Below are 17341 nucleotides of genomic sequence, written 5' to 3' on the forward strand. Positions count from 1 at the left end.
GCTCTTCAGTCGTCGTTCGGAGATTCGATGCCCCCTCCCCGCAAGCGCGCGGATGTCCTGCTGGTCGAGCGCGGCCTGTTCGAGAGCCGGGCGCGGGCGCGCGCGGCGATCGAAGCCGGGCTCGTCATGGCCGACGACAAGCAGGTTTCAAAACCATCGGAGGCGATCGCCGAGGACGCAGTGATCCAGGCCGAGCCTGCACATCCCTACGTCTCCCGCGGCGGCGTCAAGCTCGCCGGGGCGCTGGAGCGCTACCCGATTGAAATCGAGGAGCATGTCTGCCTCGACGTCGGCGCCTCCACCGGCGGTTTCACCGAGGTGCTGCTGGCGAACGGCGCGAGCCTGGTGTTCGCCATCGATGTCGGCACCAGCCAGTTGCATCCCTCGCTGCGCGATCATCCCAGGATCGTGTCGATGGAAGAGACCGATATCCGCAGCTACGAGGGCAAGCGCCTGCCGGCGCGGCCCGATGTGGTCGTGATCGACGTCAGCTTCATCTCGCTGAAGGCGGTGCTACCGGTGGCGCTGTCGCTGGCCGCCGCGCCGACGAGCCTGCTGGCGCTGATCAAGCCGCAATTCGAGGCGGACCGGAAGCACAACAAGAAGGGGATCATCCGCGACGCCGCCGTGCACCAGGAGATCTGCGGCGATATCGCGGCCTTTGCCGCTTCGCTCGGCTGCACCGACATCGAGATATTCCCCTCGCCGATCACCGGCGGCGACGGCAATGTCGAATTCTTCCTGGGCGCGCGCCGTGGTTGAGCGCATCAAGATCGATCATGTCGGCCATCGCGGTGACGGCGTCTGCCTCGACGCCGGCGAAGCCATCTATGTGCCCTATACGCTCGGCGGCGAGACCGTCGAGGTCGATCATGTCGTGGGCCACCATCCCGACCGCCGCAAGCTGCTCGCGGTGGAGGTGGCAAGCTCCGAACGGATCGAGCCGTTCTGTCCGCATTTCGGCGTCTGCGGCGGCTGTGCCATTCAGCATTGGGCGACTGAGCCGTATCGCGCCTGGAAACGCAACATCGTGGTGGAAACGCTGGCGCAGGCCGGCATTGATTGCGAGGTGGCGCCGCTGGTCGACGCCCATGGTGCCGGGCGCAGGCGCATCACGCTGCACGGTCGGTTCGGCACGCATGACATCCTCAAGGTCGGGTTCTCCGCCACGAGCTCGCACGACGTCATCCCGATCCATCGCTGCCCCATCCTCGATCCCGGGCTCGAGGGTGCGCTCGATGCGGCCTGGGCGCTGGCCGAGCCGCTGACTTCCAGGATGCCGGTGACGAAGCCGCTCGACATCCAGGTCACGGCCACCGCCAACGGCCTCGATGTCGACGTGCGCGGCTCCGGCCCGCTGCCGACCCCGCTGGTCACGGCGCTGTCGCGTGTCGCCGAGCAGCACCGCCTGGCGCGGCTGACGCGGCACGGCGAATTGGTGCTGCAGCGCCTTCCGCCGACGGTGAAGATGGGCCGCGCGGAGGTGACGCTGCCGCCGGGCTCGTTCCTGCAGGCGACGTTGGCGGGCGAAGAGGCGCTCGCCGCACTGGTCGCCGAGCGCATCGGCAAGGCCAAGGAGGTCGCCGATCTCTTCTGCGGCGTCGGCCCGTTCGCCCTGCGGCTTGCCGAGAAGGCCCGCGTCACGGCCTATGACAGCGACGCCGGCGCCGTCGCGGCCCTCGCGAAGGCCGCGCGCACACCAGGCCTGAAGCCGATCAAGGCCGAGCCGCGGGATCTGTTCCGCCGCCCCCTGGTGCCGCCGGAGCTGCGCGACTTCGACGCGGTGGTGTTCGACCCGCCGCGCCAGGGGGCGCAGGCGCAGGCACTGAAGCTCGCCGCGAGCAAGGCGCCCGTCGTGATCGCGGTGTCCTGCAACGCCGCGACCTTCGCCCGCGACGCGCGGCTGCTGATCGACGGCGGCTATCGGCTGGAGGCGGTGGTGCCGGTCGATCAGTTCCGCCACACGCCGCATGTCGAGCTGGTGGCGCGGTTTGCCCGATAGGCTGCAAACTCCTCATCGATCCGACAACCTTGATACCAGTCAATCACCGTGCCCTCCGCTGCCGCTAAAAGCGTTCCGTGCCATGAGATGCGGAGCGGACGTTCGTGCTCGACCGACGACAATTCATCGCGACTTCGCTGGGGCTGTCCGCAACAGCCATCACCGGTCCCTCCGCCGCAGCGGCGGCGAACACCTATGACGAGACGGTAAAGTCGTCCCGGGCTCCGCTGCAAGCCGTGCCGCGGGATCGCGAACTCGTGCGCTTTGCCACCCTCGCGGCCAACAGCCACAACACCCAGCCGTGGATTTTTTCGGTCCGCGGCAACGTCATCGCGATTGCGCCTGACTTCAAGCGCCGCTGTCCGGCCGTCGATCCGGACGATCATCATCTCTTCGTCAGTCTCGGCTGTGCCGCCGAAAATCTCATCCTCGCCGCGTCCACGCTGGGCTGGCACGCCGATGCGGCCGTCGACGGCGACCGCATCGTGATCACGCTCGACGAGGCCCCACAGGACACATCGGCATTGGCGGCCGCGATTCCGATCAGGCAATGCACCCGCGCAGCGTTCGACGGCAGGCCGGCCGCACCGGAGACATTGCGTCGGCTCGAGGATGCCTGTCGCGAACCGAACGTCGCTGCGATCCTGATGACCGAACGCGCCGCGATCGCCGGGGTCACCGACTACGTACTCGAAGGCAACTCGGCACAAATGCGCGACAAGGCCTTCATGCGCGAGCTCGTCAGCTGGATTCGCTTCAACGAGGCGGAGGCACTCGCGACCATGGACGGATTGTTCTCGCCCGCGTCGGGAAACCCCTCGCTGCCCTCGTGGGTGGCGCGGCCACTTCTCAAGCTCTTCTTCACCGAGGGCGGGGAAAACAAGAAATACCGCGAAGAACTCGACAGCTCTGCGGGCGTCGTCGTGCTCGCTGCCGATCGCAGCGACAAGTCGCACTGGATCGCGGTCGGCCGCGCCTGCCAGCGCTTCGGATTGCAGGCGACCGCGCTGGGACTCAAATATTCCTTCATCAACCAGCCGGTCGAGGTGGCGGCGCTGAGGCAGCAGTTCGGGGCCTCACTCGGCCTCGGCGAACGGCGTCCCGATATCGTGATGCGTTTCGGAACCGGTCCAGACCTGCCGGGATCGCTGCGGCGTCCGCCGGAGCTGGTGATGCAATCCTAGTACCCACTTTTCTTGGAACGTGAGTCGTGATTCAAGGTCGGGATGATACCCGAAGCAAGAGAAGTCCACCTTTCGAGGAAAGATCGCAAGGTGCTTGAGGCGTGCTGTCGCTCACCGGTGACGTTGCAGCGCGATTTGAAGCGGGCGCGGATAGTTCTGTTGGCGGCGGATGGGCGCAGCACCCGGTCGATCGCCAAGGAAGTTGGGGTCCAGCCGCGGATTGTCAGCCTTTGGCGGCATCGCTATGCCGACCATGGCCTTGAAGGGCTGCAAGACAAGCCGCGGCCTGGCAAGCAGCCGATCTATACGAAGACGACCGACAAGCGGATTCTGAAGCTGCTGGATAAGCCGCCACCGCAAGGGTTTGCGCGCTGGACCGGCCCCCTGCTGGCCGAGGCGCTGGGCGATGTCGATGTCCAATATGTCTGGCGGTTCCTGCGCAGCCACAAGATTGACCTGGTGGCTCGCAAGTCCTGGTGCGAGAGCAACGACCCGAACTTTACGGCCAAAGCCGCCGATGTTGTCGGCCTCTATGTCGCGCCGCCGGCGAAGGCCATTGTGCTGTGCGTGGACGAGAAGCCCTCGATCCAGGCTTTGGAGCGAGCGCAGGGTTATCTGAAGTTGCCCAATGGCCGCGCCTTAACCGGCCAAAGCCACGATTACAAGCGGGATGGCACCACAACATTGTTTGCGGCGCTCGAAGTCGCCACCGGAGAGGGTGTCAGTAACTCGGTGTAAGATGGTTTCTGTGAGTTTACCTTTGACAGGAGACTCACATGGCTACGGATTTTTCACCTGAGATTTTGGACCAGCTTCTTGCCGGGGGCAGCCTCAAGCCAGAAGACTTAGCCGGCGAAGACGGGCTTTTCAGACGACTGAAGAAGGCGCTTCTGGAGCGCGCACTGGGTGCGGAGCTGACCCACCACCTTGGCTATGAGAAGGGCGACCCGGCAGGCCGCGGGTCGGGCAACAGCCGCAACGGCACAAGCAGCAAAGCGCTGTTGACGGACGACGGCGAGATCGAGATCGAGGTGCCGCGCGACCGCGCCGGCACGTTCGAACCGGTGATCGTCGCGAAGGGCCAGACCCGCTTCGACGGCTTCGACGAGAAGATCATCAGTCTCTACGGGCGGGGCATGACGGTACGGGAGATCCAGGGCCATCTGGCCGAGCTCTACGGCACCGAGGTGTCCCCCGATCTGATCAGCAAGGTCACCGACGCGATTCTCGACGAGGTCCGCGAATGGCAGAGCCGGCCGCTGGAAGCGATCTATCCGGTGGTCTTCTTCGACGCGCTCAGGGTCAAGATTCGCGATGAGGGGATGGTCAAGAACAAGGCAGTCTACGTCGTGCTGGGCATCACTGCATCGGGCGAGAAAGACGTGCTCGGGCTTTGGATCGAGCAAACCGAAGGCGCCAAATTCTGGCTCAAGGTCATGAACGATCTGAGGAACCGCGGCGTCGCCGACATCCTGATCGCCGTCGTCGACGGTCTGAAGGGCTTTCCCGAGGCGATCAACAGCGTCTTTCCCAAGGCGATGGTCCAGACCTGCATCGTGCATTTGATCCGCAACAGCCTATCCTTCGTGTCCTGGAAGGATCGCAAGGCGATCCTTCCCTCGATCAAGGCGATCTATCATGCCGAGAATGCCGACGCCGCTCTGCTCAGGCTCGAGGACTTCGAAGCCGAGTGGGGCAAGCGCTATCCCGCGATCGGGGCGGCCTGGCGCCGGGCGTGGGAGCACGTCATTCCGTTCTTCGCCTTCGCGCCGGAGATACGCAAAATGATCTATACCACCAACACGGTCGAGGCGCTGAACCGTTCGCTGCGCAAGATCATCAAAACACGCGGCAGCTTCCCCAACGACGAGGCGGCGATGAAGCTGCTTTACCTCGCCATCAGAAATGCCGGCATCCATTGGCGACGACCGGTTGCATGGACGGCCGCAATGGGCCAGTTTGCCATCCAGTTCGGCGAGCGCTTTGCAGGCTCAGCGGACTGACCCCATGGGGTCAGTCCGCTGACCCCGCAAACCCCTCACAGAGACGCTCTTACACAAAACTTCTGACACTCCCCCACCGGAAAGATCATCGCGACCATTCAAAACGCCGGCGCCGCGTCGAGTTTCTCGATTTCATGAACAGCGTCACCGCGACTTTTCCGAACCGCAAGCTTCACGTCATCCTCGACAACCTCAACACCCATAAAAAGAACGAGGACTGGCTCAAGGCCCACCCCAACGTGCAATTTCATTTCACGCCGACAAGTGCGTCATGGCTCAATCAGGTCGAAGTATGGTTTTCCATCTTGCAGGGGCAGTCGCTCAGCGGCACCTCCTTCACGAGCCTCAAGCAGCTTCAGGAACACATCGATGCCTACGTCAACGCATACAACGACAGAGCCGAGCCCTTCGTCTGGACCAAGAAAAAGGTCCGTCAACGCCGTTTCAAAGGCCGCCGTATCACTCAGCTCTGATTCCGGGTACTAGCGCCGAAGGCCGCCCAGCGCAGGAGACTCGCCGGGCAGCATCGACGAGTTGATGTCACTGTCCATAAGTCCCGATTGCTGCTGGATGAACCCGGCCCCGAACGACAGGCTGAGGTTGGAGGTCGGCTTGAATTCGACACCCGCAAACCCGCCATAGCCGGGCGCAGCGCTGGAGGTGAGCGGCGCCAGCGAGCTGCCAATGCCGTTGCCGAACTTCAGCGTGTCGAAACCGGCAAAGAACGTGACCGGCATGCCACCCGCAGTCTTCATGTTATAGCCGAACTGCGTGCTGTCATAAGATAGCGCGCTGAAATTGCCGATCGAGCCCGCCTGGCTGAAGCCGCTCAAACCAAGATTGCCGCGTTGGCTGCCGACGAAGAAACCGTTCGCAGAGCTGGTGCGCCAATCGGCATCGCCGGCATTGAAGCTCGTGAAGTTGCCGTAGGTGTCGGAGCTCTGGCCGGCACCACCGCTGAGGCCGAAAGGTCCGCCGGGAATCCAATATCTCAGCGGCGCAACTTGCGCATGGACCGGCTCTCCGCCGAGGCAGAGCACCGCGAGAGCTGCAAGAGCACATGAAAGTGCAGACTTGGACATTCAGATTACCGTCAACAACCTAGCAAATTATACTCCTCGAACCTCATCAATGCCAGCGGAGTGACCGCGCCGGTGTCACGGCTGCAGGCCTCCCGGGGAACTGCACCTGATGCCGCACGATCCGTTGCTCACCCGCCTGACGTCCGTTCTTGCCGAGGTACCGGGCGTTCAAGCCCTCGTGCTCGGCGGCTCACGCGCGCGGGGCAGCGCACATCCCTCCTCCGACTACGACATCGGGCTGTATTGTTCTGGCGCTGGCGCCGGCCCGCTCGATACGGACCGGCTCCTGACCGTCGTGACGGAAATCGCCGACGATCCCGGCGCTGCGACCGTAACGAGATACGGCGAATGGGGGCCATGGATCGTCGGCGGCGCATGGCTGTCGGTCGAGCGACAAAAGGTCGATCTGCTGTACCGTCACGCCGACAACGTCGAGCGAGTCATGATGGACTGCCGAAACGGTACAGTCCTCATGGCCTACCAGCCCGGCCATCCACATGGCTTCTGCTCGGCAATCTGGATGGGCGAGATCGCATATTGTCAGCCTCTGCACGATCCGAAAGGCCTGATCGCGCGGCTCAAGACAATCGCGCTCCCCTATCCGGAGGATCTGGGCCGCGCCTTGTTGCGGCGCTTTCAATGGGAAATCCTGTTCAGCATCGAAAATGCGGAACTTGCGACAGCACGCAACGAGCGGACCCACGTCGCGGGCTGCGTCTACAGAGCGCTCGCGTGCATCGCGCAGGTGCTGTTTGCATTGAACCGTCGATATCTCATCAATGAAAAGGGCGCACTCATCGAGACGGCCGGCTTGCCCCTCACGATTCCCCATCTGGTGGAACAGTCCGACGAAATCTGGCGGCTGATCGGGGATGGCGGCTTGGCACGGGCCTGCGCGATCCTGCGGCAGGTCGATCAGCAATTGAAGGCGCTGATACGATCCGGCGGGACGCCGCTGTGAACGGCTATGCCGTCTTGTCGACCGAGGACGACGAATCCGCCGGCGGATACTTCGTCACCGGCACCACGAAGGATTTCGTGCCGACCTGGTAGATGACCTTGCCGTTCTTGCCGTCGTCGGTCGCGATCTGCGTCTGTCCGAACATGATGACGTTCTTGTAGACGATGCCAGTGCCCTGGCGGGTGACGCCGTCGGTGGTGACGCTGACCTGCGCTTCCTTGCCGTTGACGGAGAGCACCTTGAAGCTCGCGCTCTTGCCGTTGTCGCTCGAATAGCCGCCCCAGCTTCCCATGAGGCGGCTGTCGGAGGCCGGCGGCTCCTGCTTCTCGAGATTCGCGGTCTGCTTGCCAGCGCCGCCCACTGAGAACAGCAGCACCATACTCTTCCCGTCCTTGGTGCCGACTGTGACCCCGCCAAAGGTGATAAGCGTGCCGTTGACCTCGCCAAAGCCGCGCTCGGTGCGACCGTTATGCGTGTACTCGACCTGCGCCCGGGCACCGCGAATGTTCACGACCTTGAAGCCGACGGGCTGGTTGTTGCCGACCCAATTGCCCTTCCATTCACCGACCAGAGCACTCTGGCGATACATCCGCTCGTTGGCGGGCGAAATCTGGTTGGTGCTCGACGTGACGATGGCCATGGCTTGCTCAAAGGCAGGTTGGAAAAACCCGCTTTCGTTCGCTCCAGCAATGTCGGGATGCCGGCTGGAAACGGAAGGAAACAGTCTGATTAGGGCCATGCACCGGTTAACGGGCAGTTAAATTCAACTGCCGGTTGGGATTGGCAAAAGGTCTCAGCCGCGACGTTAACGTCCCCAGCGGTCCGACCAGATCTTCTCGCCAATCAGGCAGTTGACGCGCGGCTCCTTGTCGGCAACGCGCATCACGGGGCGCTCGGGCGTGCGGCCGGCGACTTCCATCAGCAGCTTGGTGCGGATCGCTTCCTTGAACTTGTCGCGATCCTTGATCGTGATGACGAAGGAGCCGGGACCTCCGATGACGCAGTCCTCATAGTATAAATCGAGATTGTCGATATCCATGGTCGAGTAGGACGGCTCCTTGACCATGATCGGCAGGCCGTTGATGACGATGCCCTTCTCCAGGGCGGCATCGCGCGCCACCGTGACCGGACCGCCATTGTTGTTGGGACCGTCGCCGGAAATGTCGATGACGCGGCGCAAGCCCCGATAGGGATCCTCATCGAACAGCGGCATCGCGAACGCGATTGCACCGGAGATCGAGGTCCGCGAGGCGCGCCGGATCGGCGTTTTCATGATCTCGGCGGCGACCGCGTCCGCCGTCTCCGGTCCGTCGACCAGGCGCCAGGGAATGATCATCTTCTGGTCGCTGGAGGCGGCCCACTCGAAATAGGTCACTGCAATCCGGCCGTTCGGACCCAGCTTCAGCGCCTGCAGGAACTCCTTCGACTGGATTGCCTGCGCATAGCCCTCGCGCTGGACCGCGAGCTCGTCCATGTCCATGGAGTAGGACACGTCGACCGCGAGGATCAGTTCGACGTCGACCGCCTGCGCGTCCTTGTCGGCCGCCAGCCTTTGCGATTGAGATCGACTCTCGGGCGATTCAAATTTGGGTCCCGGTGCCGCGATGCCCGCGACGTCCCCTCCGGCAAGCATGCCGGCCACTAGCACAGCCCCGATCGAGAACAGCAAACGCATCGCAGTCTCCCGTCGTATGACGCGATGGTGACATGCAATTGCCTTGCCGCAAAGGCCGAAGATCGCTTGCGCTTCACATTCGAGTTAAGAATTTGTGTGCCAGCGCGAAAACGCCGCCGTGTTGCCGCGCTTGCGTCACCGGAGCACGCGCGATCACAGGCTTGGTCAATCCGGGGCGACTCGAAGAAAGCCGAACCGGTAATGACGAGATTCTCAGGCACGCAAGGGCGCGCCTGAGTTCTTGCTTCGCGAGCCCCGGGATGACGGCGGCAAGCGTGGAGTGCACGCCCCGCCCACTTGTCCGGCACGATTTCCATGCTAGGGTTGGTCGCACAGATGGGGATGGAGTCCCCCGACAACCGCCCGGCGGTCGATGACCGTGCTTGGCTGATGACTCCTGCTCGAGGAGAGGCAATCTCAAGGCCTCTGCCTTTGGCGGGAGCATGGACATACCCGCCGATGGCGGGTTTTTTGTTGCCTTGTAACGAAGGCCAGCCGGAGAAGGCCAGGAGAAGACGTGACGATGCCGACACCGAATGCTGCGCGCACGACGCTGCCCAGAGGGATCTGGGTGCTCGGCTTCGTCTCGATGCTGATGGACATCTCCTCCGAGATGATCCATGCGCTGCTGCCGATCTATCTGGTCACCGTGCTCGGCGCCTCCACGCTCACCGTCGGGTTCATCGAGGGTATTGCGGAGGCCACCGCCTCGATCACGAAGATCTTCTCCGGTGCGCTGTCGGACTGGCTCGGCCGCCGCAAGCTGCTCGCCGCGCTCGGCTACGGGCTGGCCGCCTTCACCAAGCCGCTGTTCCCGCTCGCGCCCAGCGTCGAATGGCTGGTGGCGGCGCGCTTCATCGACCGCGTCGGAAAGGGCATTCGCGGCGCACCGCGCGATGCGCTGATCGCCGATATCGCCCCGGTCGGCCTGCGCGGCGCGAGTTTCGGGCTGCGCCAGTCGCTCGACACGATCGGGGCCTTCGTCGGGCCGCTCGCAGCGATCGGCCTGATGTGGTGGACGGTCGACAATTTTACGATCGTGTTCTGGGTGGCAGTGTTGCCGGCGTTCTTGTCGTTTGGACTGATCGCCTTCGCTGTGAACGAGCCGGAGCCCGACCCGAGCCGGGGGCCTGCGAAGAACCCGCTTAATCTCGCCGCAATGCGGCAGCTCGGGGCGGTGTATTGGCGCGTCGTCGCGATCGGAATCGTCTTCACGCTCGCGCGCTTCAGTGAGGCCTTCCTGATTCTGCGCGCACAGAACATCGGACTCAACGCGATGTGGGTGCCGGCGGTGCTGGTGCTGATGAACATCGTCTATGCCCTGTCGGCCTATCCGGCCGGCGTGCTGTCGGACCGGATCGGCAGGACCGGCCTGCTCGCACTCGGTCTGGTCTTCCTCGCCGGCGCCGACCTCGCGCTGGCGCTGCTGCCGAATCTGACCGGCCTCGCGCTCGGGGTCGCGCTGTGGGGGCTGCATATGGGATTAACGCAAGGGCTGCTCTCGGCCCTCGTCGCCGACGCTGCGCCACCGAGCCTGCGCGGCACCGCATTCGGCTATTTCAACCTTTTCACCGGGCTTGCCCTGCTGGCCGCAAGCGTGATCGCCGGCGCGCTTTGGGACGCATATGGTCCCCAAGGCACGTTCCTCGCAGGGCTCGGCTTCGCGCTGGTCTCGCTCGTCGGGCTGCTCACGGTCGGCAACGGGCTGGCGGCAAAGGACGAATAATGCAGGTCACAAACCAGGGAACGAGACGTTGAACATCCAATACATTCTGGCTGTAGCCGCCGGCGGAGCGCTCGGCGCGGTCGTGCGCTACCTCGTTGCAATCGGTTCGGGCCGCGCTTTCGGCACCGACTTTCCTTGGGGCACCCTGATCATCAACGTGACGGGATCATTCCTGATCGGCATCTTCGCCGCGCTGTTCGCGACGAGATGGAACCTGCCGCAGACCGCCCGGATATTCTTGACGGTGGGGATTTGTGGCGGATACACCACGTTCTCGACGTTCTCGCTGGATGCCTGGTATCTGATCGAGCGCGGTCAGACCGTCGCCTCGGCCGTCTACATGATTGCATCGGTGGTGCTGTCCGTGGGGGCGCTGATCGCCGCAATGCAGTTTGTTCGCGCTCTCCCCTAAGGGGCGCAGCGCGACCAGCGCATCCCTGCCCGTCCGCAATGACATGATGGCGGCGCACCGACCACCTTGGAGAGGCCCGGGCGCCTGGAATATGATCAGAGGGCTGGAGCTCCTCAGGGCCGGGTTTCAGGAAACGTTGAACGACACCGTCACCAATCCGAAAACCAGAACAAAGACCAAGGTCGAGCGGCCGCGGCTGCACAAGGTCATCCTGATCAACGACGACTACACGCCGCGCGAATTCGTCACCATGGTGCTGAAGGCCGAATTCCGCATGACGGAGGATCAGGCCTACAAGGTGATGATCACCGCGCACAAGCTGGGTGCCTGCGTCGTCGCGGTGTTCACCAAGGATGTTGCCGAGACCAAGGCGACGCGCGCCACCGACGCCGGCCGCGCCAAGGGCTATCCGCTGCGGTTCACGACCGAGCCGGAAGAATAGGACGCGGTCTTCCACTTCGGATCAATTTTACCGATCCGCGCTACCGCAGGTTCAATCTCCTGTGTCACCACGGCGGCATGACAGTCGCACTGCGCAAACGGCTCGACCTCAGGCCGGCCCGCCCCGAGACCTCTTTCGGTCCGTTCAGGCTGCTGCATGCCCTGCTCTGGCTGATCCTTGCGGCCGCCATGCGGGTGATCGCATTTGGCGGCGGCGCGATCGCCTTGCCGGCAATTGTCGTCGCGGACATTTCGGTGCTGCTGGCCTTCTTTGCCACGGCACATCAATCGATCGAGGCGGCCGGAGGCCAATCCTCCCTCGGTGAATTGACGCTTGGGGAGCAGTTGAAACTGTCCTTCTCGGTTCTGTGGCGGATCGCCTCGGTGATGATCGCGGCTGCGCTCGGCACCGCAGCCGCGGGCCACGTCGCGTATGCGCCTCACCTGATGGCCGGCCTCGATGGCGTTGCTTTCGACCAGTTCACGCATCTCGGGCGTTTCTGGAGCGCGTTGATCGCGACGCTGGTGCTCCTCATGATCGTCCGTGCCGAGCGCAATGACGGCAAGATCGCATTGTTCGCCGCCATCGGTGAGTTCGCGCGGCGCGGCGTGTGGCTCGGCGTCAGCGTGATCGTGCTCGGTGTCATCAACGTCGCCCTCGCCTATGGGCAGGAAGTGGTGCGCAGCGCGATCTGGAATTTCTGGCAGACCTCGTCGGCGACACAGTTCACCAAGAACCTGGTCTACTTCGTGTTCATCTTCAGCTTCGCGATGCTGAGGCTGTGGATCACTCTGAGGATCATAACTCTGGGCCTGAAGCAGTCGTATGTTCGCGGCAGCTAGCGCCGCTGACCGCGCCTTCCGCTAGGCGATCACAGCCGGCGTTTCTTCGGCGAGCCCGTACACGCGTTGTGCCTTGGAAAATCCCGCAATCGGGAATTCACCGAGCTTCTGCCAATCGTATTGGCAGACATTGGCAAAACCTTCCGAGGCGACGACGGTGCGCCCCAGGCGACCCGTGATCTTCTCCAGCCGCGCGGCGAGGTTGACGGCCGGGCCGATGCAGGTGAAGTCGAGCCTGTTGCCGCCGCCGATATTGCCGTAGAGGATGTTTCCGACATGCAGCGCGACGCCGAAGCGGAAGCGTTCGACGACGTCGCCGACTGGAAAGGCGAGCGCCTCGACGCTGGCGCGGGATTCGCGCGCAGCCTCCAGCACCTGCGCGCAGACATGCGCGGCATCGCCGACATATTCGTCGATCGGGAAAACCGCGAGCAGGCCGTCGCCCATGAACTTCAGCACCTCGCCGCCATGGCCGCGGATCGCCGTGACCTGGCAGTCGAAATAATGATTGAGGATCTGGACCACCGTCTCGGGCGGCAGCCGGTCCGACAGCGCGGTGAAGCCGCGCAGGTCCGACAGCCAGATCGCGGCCTGCATGGTGTCGTGATGACCGCGGCGGATCTGGCCGCCGAGGATGCGCGCTCCAGCGCGATTGCCGACATAGGTGTCGAGCAGCATCTCGGCGGTACGGCGCTGGCTGATGATCTCGCTGACACGCGCCAGCGGCGTCACGATGGAGCGGATTGCCGCGATGTCGTCGTCGCTGAAACCGCCGGGATGTTGCGTGATCCAGCTCGTCGCGTGGCTGGAGCCGTCGAGAAAGGGCACCGGCACCGCAACATAGTCGGTCGCGCCTTCCGCCCGCATGTCGTCGAGGAACGGAAATCGCGTGCTGTCGGGATCGCTTGCGCGTCCCCTCACCTCGATCCCCTGCTCGAACACGACGCGGAGCGGGCTGCGGGCGAATTCCGGCGTGTCCAGGATCTCAAAATCGACGCTGCCGATTTCGACTCCCTGGCCCTGCCGCCAGATGAAGTTGCGGCCGAAGATTTCAGGATGCAGCGTGCGGATGAAGATGCCGAACCGCCATAGCGGCAGGCCCGCCGCGACCAGACGCTCGCAGAAATCGGCGATCATCTCGTCCGGCTCCGCCGCCGACCAAGCGCCGTCGATCAGCCAGTTGCAGACGCGCTGAAGCTCGGAACTGTTCATGGCTGCATTTGCGGACGAAGTTGCGGGGCCGTCAAGCTGCGCGGTGGGCTAGTACCACGACATCAACGCCCGACCTGTCCGCGGTCGCGCAGGAAGTGATCCGCCAGCACGCAAGCCATCATGGCCTCCCCGACCGGGACGGCACGGATGCCGACACAAGGATCGTGGCGGCCCTTGGTGAAGATCTCGGTATCGGCCCCCTGCCGATCGACGGTGAGACGCGGCTGCAGGATCGACGAGGTCGGCTTCACCGCGAAGCGCACCACCACCGGCTGTCCGGTGGAGATGCCGCCCAGCACGCCGCCGGCATGGTTGGACAGAAACCGCGTGCCGTCATTGCCGGTGCGCATCTCGTCCGCGTTCTCTTCGCCGGTAAGCTCTGCGGCGCCGAAGCCGGCGCCGATCTCGACGCCCTTCACCGCGTTGATGCTCATCATCGCGGCGGCGAGATCGGAATCGAGCTTGGCATAGATAGGCGCGCCGAGACCTGCCGGCACGCCGTCGGCGACGACCTCGATCACCGCGCCGATCGAGGATCCGCTCTTGCGGATGCCGTCGAGATAGGTCTCGAAGAATGCGGCCTTGTCCTTGTCGGGACAGAAGAACGGATTCTTGGCGATCTCGTCCCAGTCCCACTTGTCGCGATCGATCTTGTGCGGGCCGATCTGCACCAGCGCGCCGCGCACCCTCACATCGGGCAGGACTTTTCGCGCGATCGCGCCGGCGGCAACGCGCATCGCGGTCTCGCGTGCGGAGGAGCGGCCGCCGCCGCGATAGTCGCGAAGGCCGTACTTGGCTTCATAAGTGAAGTCGGCATGGCCCGGACGAAACTTGTCCTTGATCTCGGAATAGTCCTTGGAGCGCTGGTCGGTGTTCTCGATCAGGAGTCCGATCGGCGTGCCCGTCGTCACCTGCACGCCGGTCTCCGGATGCGCCATCACGCCGGACAGGATCTTCACCTGATCCGGCTCCTGGCGCTGCGTGGTGAAGCGTGACTGGCCCGGCCGGCGGCGATCGAGATCACGCTGGATGTCGGCCTCGGTGAGCGGGATCATGGGCGGGCAGCCATCGACCACGCAGCCGATCGCCACCCCGTGGCTCTCGCCGAAGGTGGTGACGCGGAACATGTGGCCGAAGGTGTTGAAAGACATCGCTGCTCGCTGGCTCGTAAGTCAGTGCTGACTTGTGGTAGCGCCCGGGAACACGGCGTTCAACCCCGTTCCCGTCATTCCGGGGGGATGCGCAGCATCGAACCCGGAATCTCGAGATTTCGGGTTCGCCCTTCGGGCGCCCCGGAATGACGGTGAGGAGCCTAACTGAACTTCTCCAGCCGGCCGTCGCGGAACACGTAGACCGCGCCCTGCTCGATAAAGAGCTCCGCAGCGCTGCCAGGGGTCTCGATGCCCAGGGCCACCATCAGGGCCCGACAGGTGCCGCCATGGGCGACAGCCACCGTATCGACCAGAAGCGACTCGTACCAGTCGAGCATGCGCAACTGCACGGCCGCGTAGGTCTCCCCGCCCGCGGGCGCGACGGTCCATTTGTCGGCGAGGCGCCTCGCATAGACGTCCGGATCGGAGGCTTCGCTCTCGGCCAGCGTCAGCCCCTCCCAGACGCCATAGCCGATCTCACCGCAGGCGATCGTCGAGCGAATAGTCCGAAGCCGGCAATTCAAGCTGCTCACGCGCGAGTTCCATGGTCTGCCGCGCACGGCCGAGCGGGCTCGACACGTAAGGCAGCGCCGCCCTGTCCCTGCCCTCGCGCCTGAACAGATCGGCCAGAATGCTGGCCGCCTGCACGGCCTGGGCCTGGCCGCGCGCATTCAGCGGGACGTCCTTGGTGCCCTGGAGTCGCCCGAGCGCGTTCCACTCGGTCTCGCCATGGCGAAGGAAGTAGATCGTGGGCACGGGCATTCCGGCTTAGGGCTAGCCCGTCTTATTCGCGAGAGGGCGCCTGAGAGGCTGGCGAGCGTGGTGTAAAGCGCTGATGCGGCGTAGGATTCGGTTGCGAAGCCACCCCATCACCTTCAACCGCGAACGCCACGCCCGCCATGACCGATGATACGATTTCAGACCACTATCGAGAAGCAAGAATTCAACACAAATAAAACCTCTGCCTCGCGCTCGATCTCTTCATGCTTGATAGTCTCGTTTCGGAGGCTGAGCACCTACCGCGTCTAATAGGCCGCTCGCGCCGGTTTCTTTGGACGCGGCACGACCGCGACTCCACGTTTCGGCACAGAAATGATCGGGAGTCACTCAATCTTTCTTCAACTTAACCCGTCTTATTCGTAAGAGTGCGCCTGAGGGGTAAAGCGCTGATGCGGCGTAGGATTCGGTTGCGAAGCCAACCCCATCACCTCCAACCGCGAACGCCACGCCCGCCATGACCGACGATACGATTCCGCCCTTCTCGTTTCCAGCCGTTCACGCCAAGAAAGTCACAGCTGCCTTCGATGGTGGGCGCCTAACCTCGAACGGGGGCGTGATGCTTCTGGCGATGGCCGAGCGGCGTCTCGGTTTGGCCAACAATCTGGCCCGGGTGTTCCCGGATCGGCGCGATCCGACGCGGGTCGTGCACAGCCTGGTCGATATGTTCCGCGCTCGCATGTTCGCGATCTGCTGCGGCTACGAGGACGCCGACGACCTCGATCATCTGAGGTCCGATCCGGCATTCAAACTGGCCTGCGGTCGCCTACCGGACACGGGCCGGGATTTGTGTTCCCAGCCGACGCTGTCGCGGCTGGAGAATGCTCCGCGCCTGCGCGACGTGATCCGGCTGACCTACACTTTGGTCGACGCATGGATGGATAGCTACCCGCGCGAGCCGGCATCCGTCACGCTCGACATCGATGATACCTGCGACGTCGTCCACGGCCATCAGCAGCTCTCGCTGTTCAACGCTCATTATGACGAACGCTGCTTCCTGCCGATCCACGTCTACGACACGGAGAAGAGCCGGCCCGTGGCGGTCGTGCTGAGGCCCGGCAAGACGCCGGGCGGCGTCGAGGTGCGTGCCCATCTGCGCCGCCTGGTACGGCATATCCGGACGCGATGGCACAACACGCAAATTACGTTCCGTGGCGACGGGCACTATGCCCGGCCGGAGGCAATGGCGTGGTGCGAGACCAACGGCATCGACTACATCTTCGGTCTGTCCGGCACCAAGCCTCTCGCCAGAAAAGTCGACGAGGTCGCCGACGACATCCGCACGCGACGCGCCATCGAGAACCTGCCGGTTCTGCGTGGCTATACCGAGACGCGCCACAAGGCAAAGTCCTGGGATCGCGAACGGCGCACCGTCGCCCGTATTGAGGCGACGATGCTCGGCCTCGACATCCGTTTCGTCGTCACCAGCCTCGATGTCGGCTCGGCCGAGTGGATCTACGACAGCCTGTATTGCGCGCGCGGCCAAGCCGAGAATCTGATCAAGCTGCATAAGACGCAGCTCGCCTCCGATCGCACCAGCTGCCGTTCGGCGCTCGCCAACCAGGTCCGTCTCGTGCTCCATACGGCCGCTTATTGGCTGATGCTGACCGTGCGCGACGCCATTCCCAAAGCCCGGGAATTGGCCGCTGCCGAGTTCGCGACGCTGCGTCTTCGGCTCTTGAAAATCGCCGCCCGTGTCGTCGAGACCACGAGCCGCATTCGCCTTGCGTTTGCCGCGGCATGTCCCGAAGCCGACCTGATCTGCGGCTTGCCCGGCGCGCTGCTGCCGCTCGGTCCTTGACCGGCGGGGCGTCCGCCCCCGTTCGCCCAACCCATCCCTCAAGCGCGTTGCAAAGTACCGGTCGTCAGGCG

Annotated in this window: 15 protein-coding genes, 3 pseudogenes and 1 riboswitch; of the genes and pseudogenes, 12 read left to right on the forward strand and 6 right to left on the reverse strand. The window is 63.9% G+C overall.

What is annotated here, in order from left to right; all coding sequences use genetic code 11:
* Window positions 1-27 precede the first annotated feature (27 nt).
* From ABIF91_RS05225 to ABIF91_RS05250, 6 genes and pseudogenes are all read left to right on the forward strand, one after another.
* On the forward strand, window positions 28-762 hold the full coding sequence (locus ABIF91_RS05225) for a TlyA family RNA methyltransferase (RefSeq protein WP_028180932.1): 735 nt from the start codon (window positions 28-30) through the stop codon (window positions 760-762).
* Window positions 755-2002, forward strand: a complete 1248-nt coding sequence (locus ABIF91_RS05230; RefSeq protein ID WP_028180933.1) for a class I SAM-dependent RNA methyltransferase — start codon at window positions 755-757, stop codon at window positions 2000-2002. Before ABIF91_RS05225 ends, ABIF91_RS05230 begins: the two co-directional genes overlap by 8 nt.
* A gap of 104 nt (window positions 2003-2106) precedes the next feature.
* A complete protein-coding gene (locus ABIF91_RS05235) occupies window positions 2107-3186 on the forward strand; it encodes an Acg family FMN-binding oxidoreductase (RefSeq protein ID WP_028180934.1) in 1080 nt (359 codons plus the stop codon).
* A gap of 42 nt (window positions 3187-3228) precedes the next feature.
* Window positions 3229-3903, forward strand: a pseudogene (locus ABIF91_RS05240) (IS630-like element ISRj1 family transposase); the annotation flags it as partial.
* Window positions 3904-3962: 59 nt separating this feature from the next.
* A complete protein-coding gene (locus ABIF91_RS05245) occupies window positions 3963-5189 on the forward strand; it encodes an IS256 family transposase (protein WP_424578759.1) in 1227 nt (408 codons plus the stop codon).
* A 75-nt stretch (window positions 5190-5264) separates the two neighbouring features.
* A pseudogene (locus ABIF91_RS05250) lies at window positions 5265-5662 on the forward strand (transposase); the annotation flags it as partial.
* 9 nt (window positions 5663-5671) lie between these two features.
* Here ABIF91_RS05250 and ABIF91_RS05255 read toward each other — a convergent pair.
* Entirely contained in the window at window positions 5672-6271 is a 600-nt protein-coding gene (locus tag ABIF91_RS05255; protein WP_028180353.1) for a hypothetical protein, read from the reverse strand.
* Between the two features lie 109 nt (window positions 6272-6380).
* Between ABIF91_RS05255 and ABIF91_RS05260 the strand changes: the two genes are divergently transcribed.
* Window positions 6381-7232 carry a nucleotidyltransferase domain-containing protein gene (locus ABIF91_RS05260; RefSeq protein WP_028180354.1) on the forward strand — a complete coding sequence of 284 codons (852 nt, stop codon included), beginning with the start codon at window positions 6381-6383 and terminating at the stop codon, window positions 7230-7232.
* Window positions 7233-7236: 4 nt separating this feature from the next.
* On the opposite strand, the gene ABIF91_RS05265 is transcribed toward ABIF91_RS05260, so the two are convergent.
* Both ABIF91_RS05265 and ABIF91_RS05270 read right to left on the reverse strand, forming a co-directional pair.
* A complete protein-coding gene (locus ABIF91_RS05265) occupies window positions 7237-7872 on the reverse strand; it encodes a hypothetical protein (protein WP_028180355.1) in 636 nt (211 codons plus the stop codon).
* 165 nt (window positions 7873-8037) lie between these two features.
* Window positions 8038-8907, reverse strand: a complete 870-nt coding sequence (locus ABIF91_RS05270) for a DUF1194 domain-containing protein (protein ID WP_028180356.1) — start codon at window positions 8905-8907, stop codon at window positions 8038-8040.
* 329 nt (window positions 8908-9236) lie between these two features.
* A riboswitch (Fluoride riboswitch) is annotated at window positions 9237-9314 on the forward strand.
* 116 nt (window positions 9315-9430) lie between these two features.
* On the opposite strand from ABIF91_RS05270, the gene ABIF91_RS05275 reads away from it, so the two are divergent.
* From ABIF91_RS05275 to ABIF91_RS05290, 4 genes are all read left to right on the forward strand, one after another.
* Window positions 9431-10633, forward strand: a complete 1203-nt coding sequence (locus ABIF91_RS05275) for an MFS transporter (RefSeq protein ID WP_051393946.1) — start codon at window positions 9431-9433, stop codon at window positions 10631-10633.
* Window positions 10634-10661: 28 nt separating this feature from the next.
* Complete coding sequence (gene crcB, locus ABIF91_RS05280; protein WP_028180358.1) at window positions 10662-11045, forward strand: fluoride efflux transporter CrcB; 384 nt, start codon at window positions 10662-10664, stop codon at window positions 11043-11045.
* Window positions 11046-11181: 136 nt separating this feature from the next.
* Window positions 11182-11487, forward strand: coding sequence for an ATP-dependent Clp protease adapter ClpS (clpS, locus tag ABIF91_RS05285; RefSeq protein ID WP_028180359.1), 306 nt, complete (start codon window positions 11182-11184; stop codon window positions 11485-11487).
* A gap of 77 nt (window positions 11488-11564) precedes the next feature.
* Window positions 11565-12329, forward strand: coding sequence for a hypothetical protein (locus tag ABIF91_RS05290; RefSeq protein ID WP_028180360.1), 765 nt, complete (start codon window positions 11565-11567; stop codon window positions 12327-12329).
* Between the two features lie 21 nt (window positions 12330-12350).
* On the opposite strand, the gene ABIF91_RS05295 is transcribed toward ABIF91_RS05290, so the two are convergent.
* The 3 genes and pseudogenes from ABIF91_RS05295 to ABIF91_RS05305 form a co-directional block, all read right to left on the reverse strand.
* Entirely contained in the window at window positions 12351-13541 is a 1191-nt protein-coding gene (locus tag ABIF91_RS05295) for an adenylate/guanylate cyclase domain-containing protein (RefSeq protein WP_028180361.1), read from the reverse strand.
* Between the two features lie 62 nt (window positions 13542-13603).
* Complete coding sequence (aroC, locus tag ABIF91_RS05300; RefSeq protein WP_028180362.1) at window positions 13604-14692, reverse strand: chorismate synthase; 1089 nt, start codon at window positions 14690-14692, stop codon at window positions 13604-13606.
* Between the two features lie 161 nt (window positions 14693-14853).
* Window positions 14854-15454: pseudogene (locus ABIF91_RS05305) on the reverse strand (histidine phosphatase family protein).
* Window positions 15455-15926: 472 nt separating this feature from the next.
* On the opposite strand from ABIF91_RS05305, the gene ABIF91_RS05310 reads away from it, so the two are divergent.
* On the forward strand, window positions 15927-17270 hold the full coding sequence (locus ABIF91_RS05310; RefSeq protein ID WP_208086440.1) for an IS1380-like element ISBdi2 family transposase: 1344 nt from the start codon (window positions 15927-15929) through the stop codon (window positions 17268-17270).
* Window positions 17271-17341: the final 71 nt, after the last annotated feature.

The organism is Bradyrhizobium sp. USDA 241, assembly GCF_049739505.1.
Classification (GTDB): Bacteria; Pseudomonadota; Alphaproteobacteria; order Rhizobiales; family Xanthobacteraceae; genus Bradyrhizobium; species Bradyrhizobium liaoningense.

Bases quoted from the DNA above. Each gene is read 5' to 3' on its own strand.
- ABIF91_RS05245 (WP_424578759.1), top strand. From the start codon at position 3,963: ATGGCTACGGATTTTTCACCTGAGATTTTGGACCAGCTTCTTGCCGGG.
- ABIF91_RS05295 (WP_028180361.1), bottom strand. From the start codon at position 13,541: ATGAACAGTTCCGAGCTTCAGCGCGTCTGCAACTGGCTGATCGACGGC.
- ABIF91_RS05255 (WP_028180353.1), bottom strand. From the start codon at position 6,271: ATGTCCAAGTCTGCACTTTCATGTGCTCTTGCAGCTCTCGCGGTGCTC.
- ABIF91_RS05275 (WP_051393946.1), top strand. From the start codon at position 9,431: ATGCCGACACCGAATGCTGCGCGCACGACGCTGCCCAGAGGGATCTGG.
- ABIF91_RS05310 (WP_208086440.1), top strand. From the start codon at position 15,927: ATGACCGACGATACGATTCCGCCCTTCTCGTTTCCAGCCGTTCACGCC.
- ABIF91_RS05270 (WP_028180356.1), bottom strand. From the start codon at position 8,907: ATGCGTTTGCTGTTCTCGATCGGGGCTGTGCTAGTGGCCGGCATGCTT.
- ABIF91_RS05225 (WP_028180932.1), top strand. From the start codon at position 28: ATGCCCCCTCCCCGCAAGCGCGCGGATGTCCTGCTGGTCGAGCGCGGC.
- aroC (WP_028180362.1), bottom strand. From the start codon at position 14,692: ATGTCTTTCAACACCTTCGGCCACATGTTCCGCGTCACCACCTTCGGC.
- ABIF91_RS05290 (WP_028180360.1), top strand. From the start codon at position 11,565: ATGACAGTCGCACTGCGCAAACGGCTCGACCTCAGGCCGGCCCGCCCC.
- ABIF91_RS05260 (WP_028180354.1), top strand. From the start codon at position 6,381: ATGCCGCACGATCCGTTGCTCACCCGCCTGACGTCCGTTCTTGCCGAG.
- ABIF91_RS05265 (WP_028180355.1), bottom strand. From the start codon at position 7,872: ATGGCCATCGTCACGTCGAGCACCAACCAGATTTCGCCCGCCAACGAG.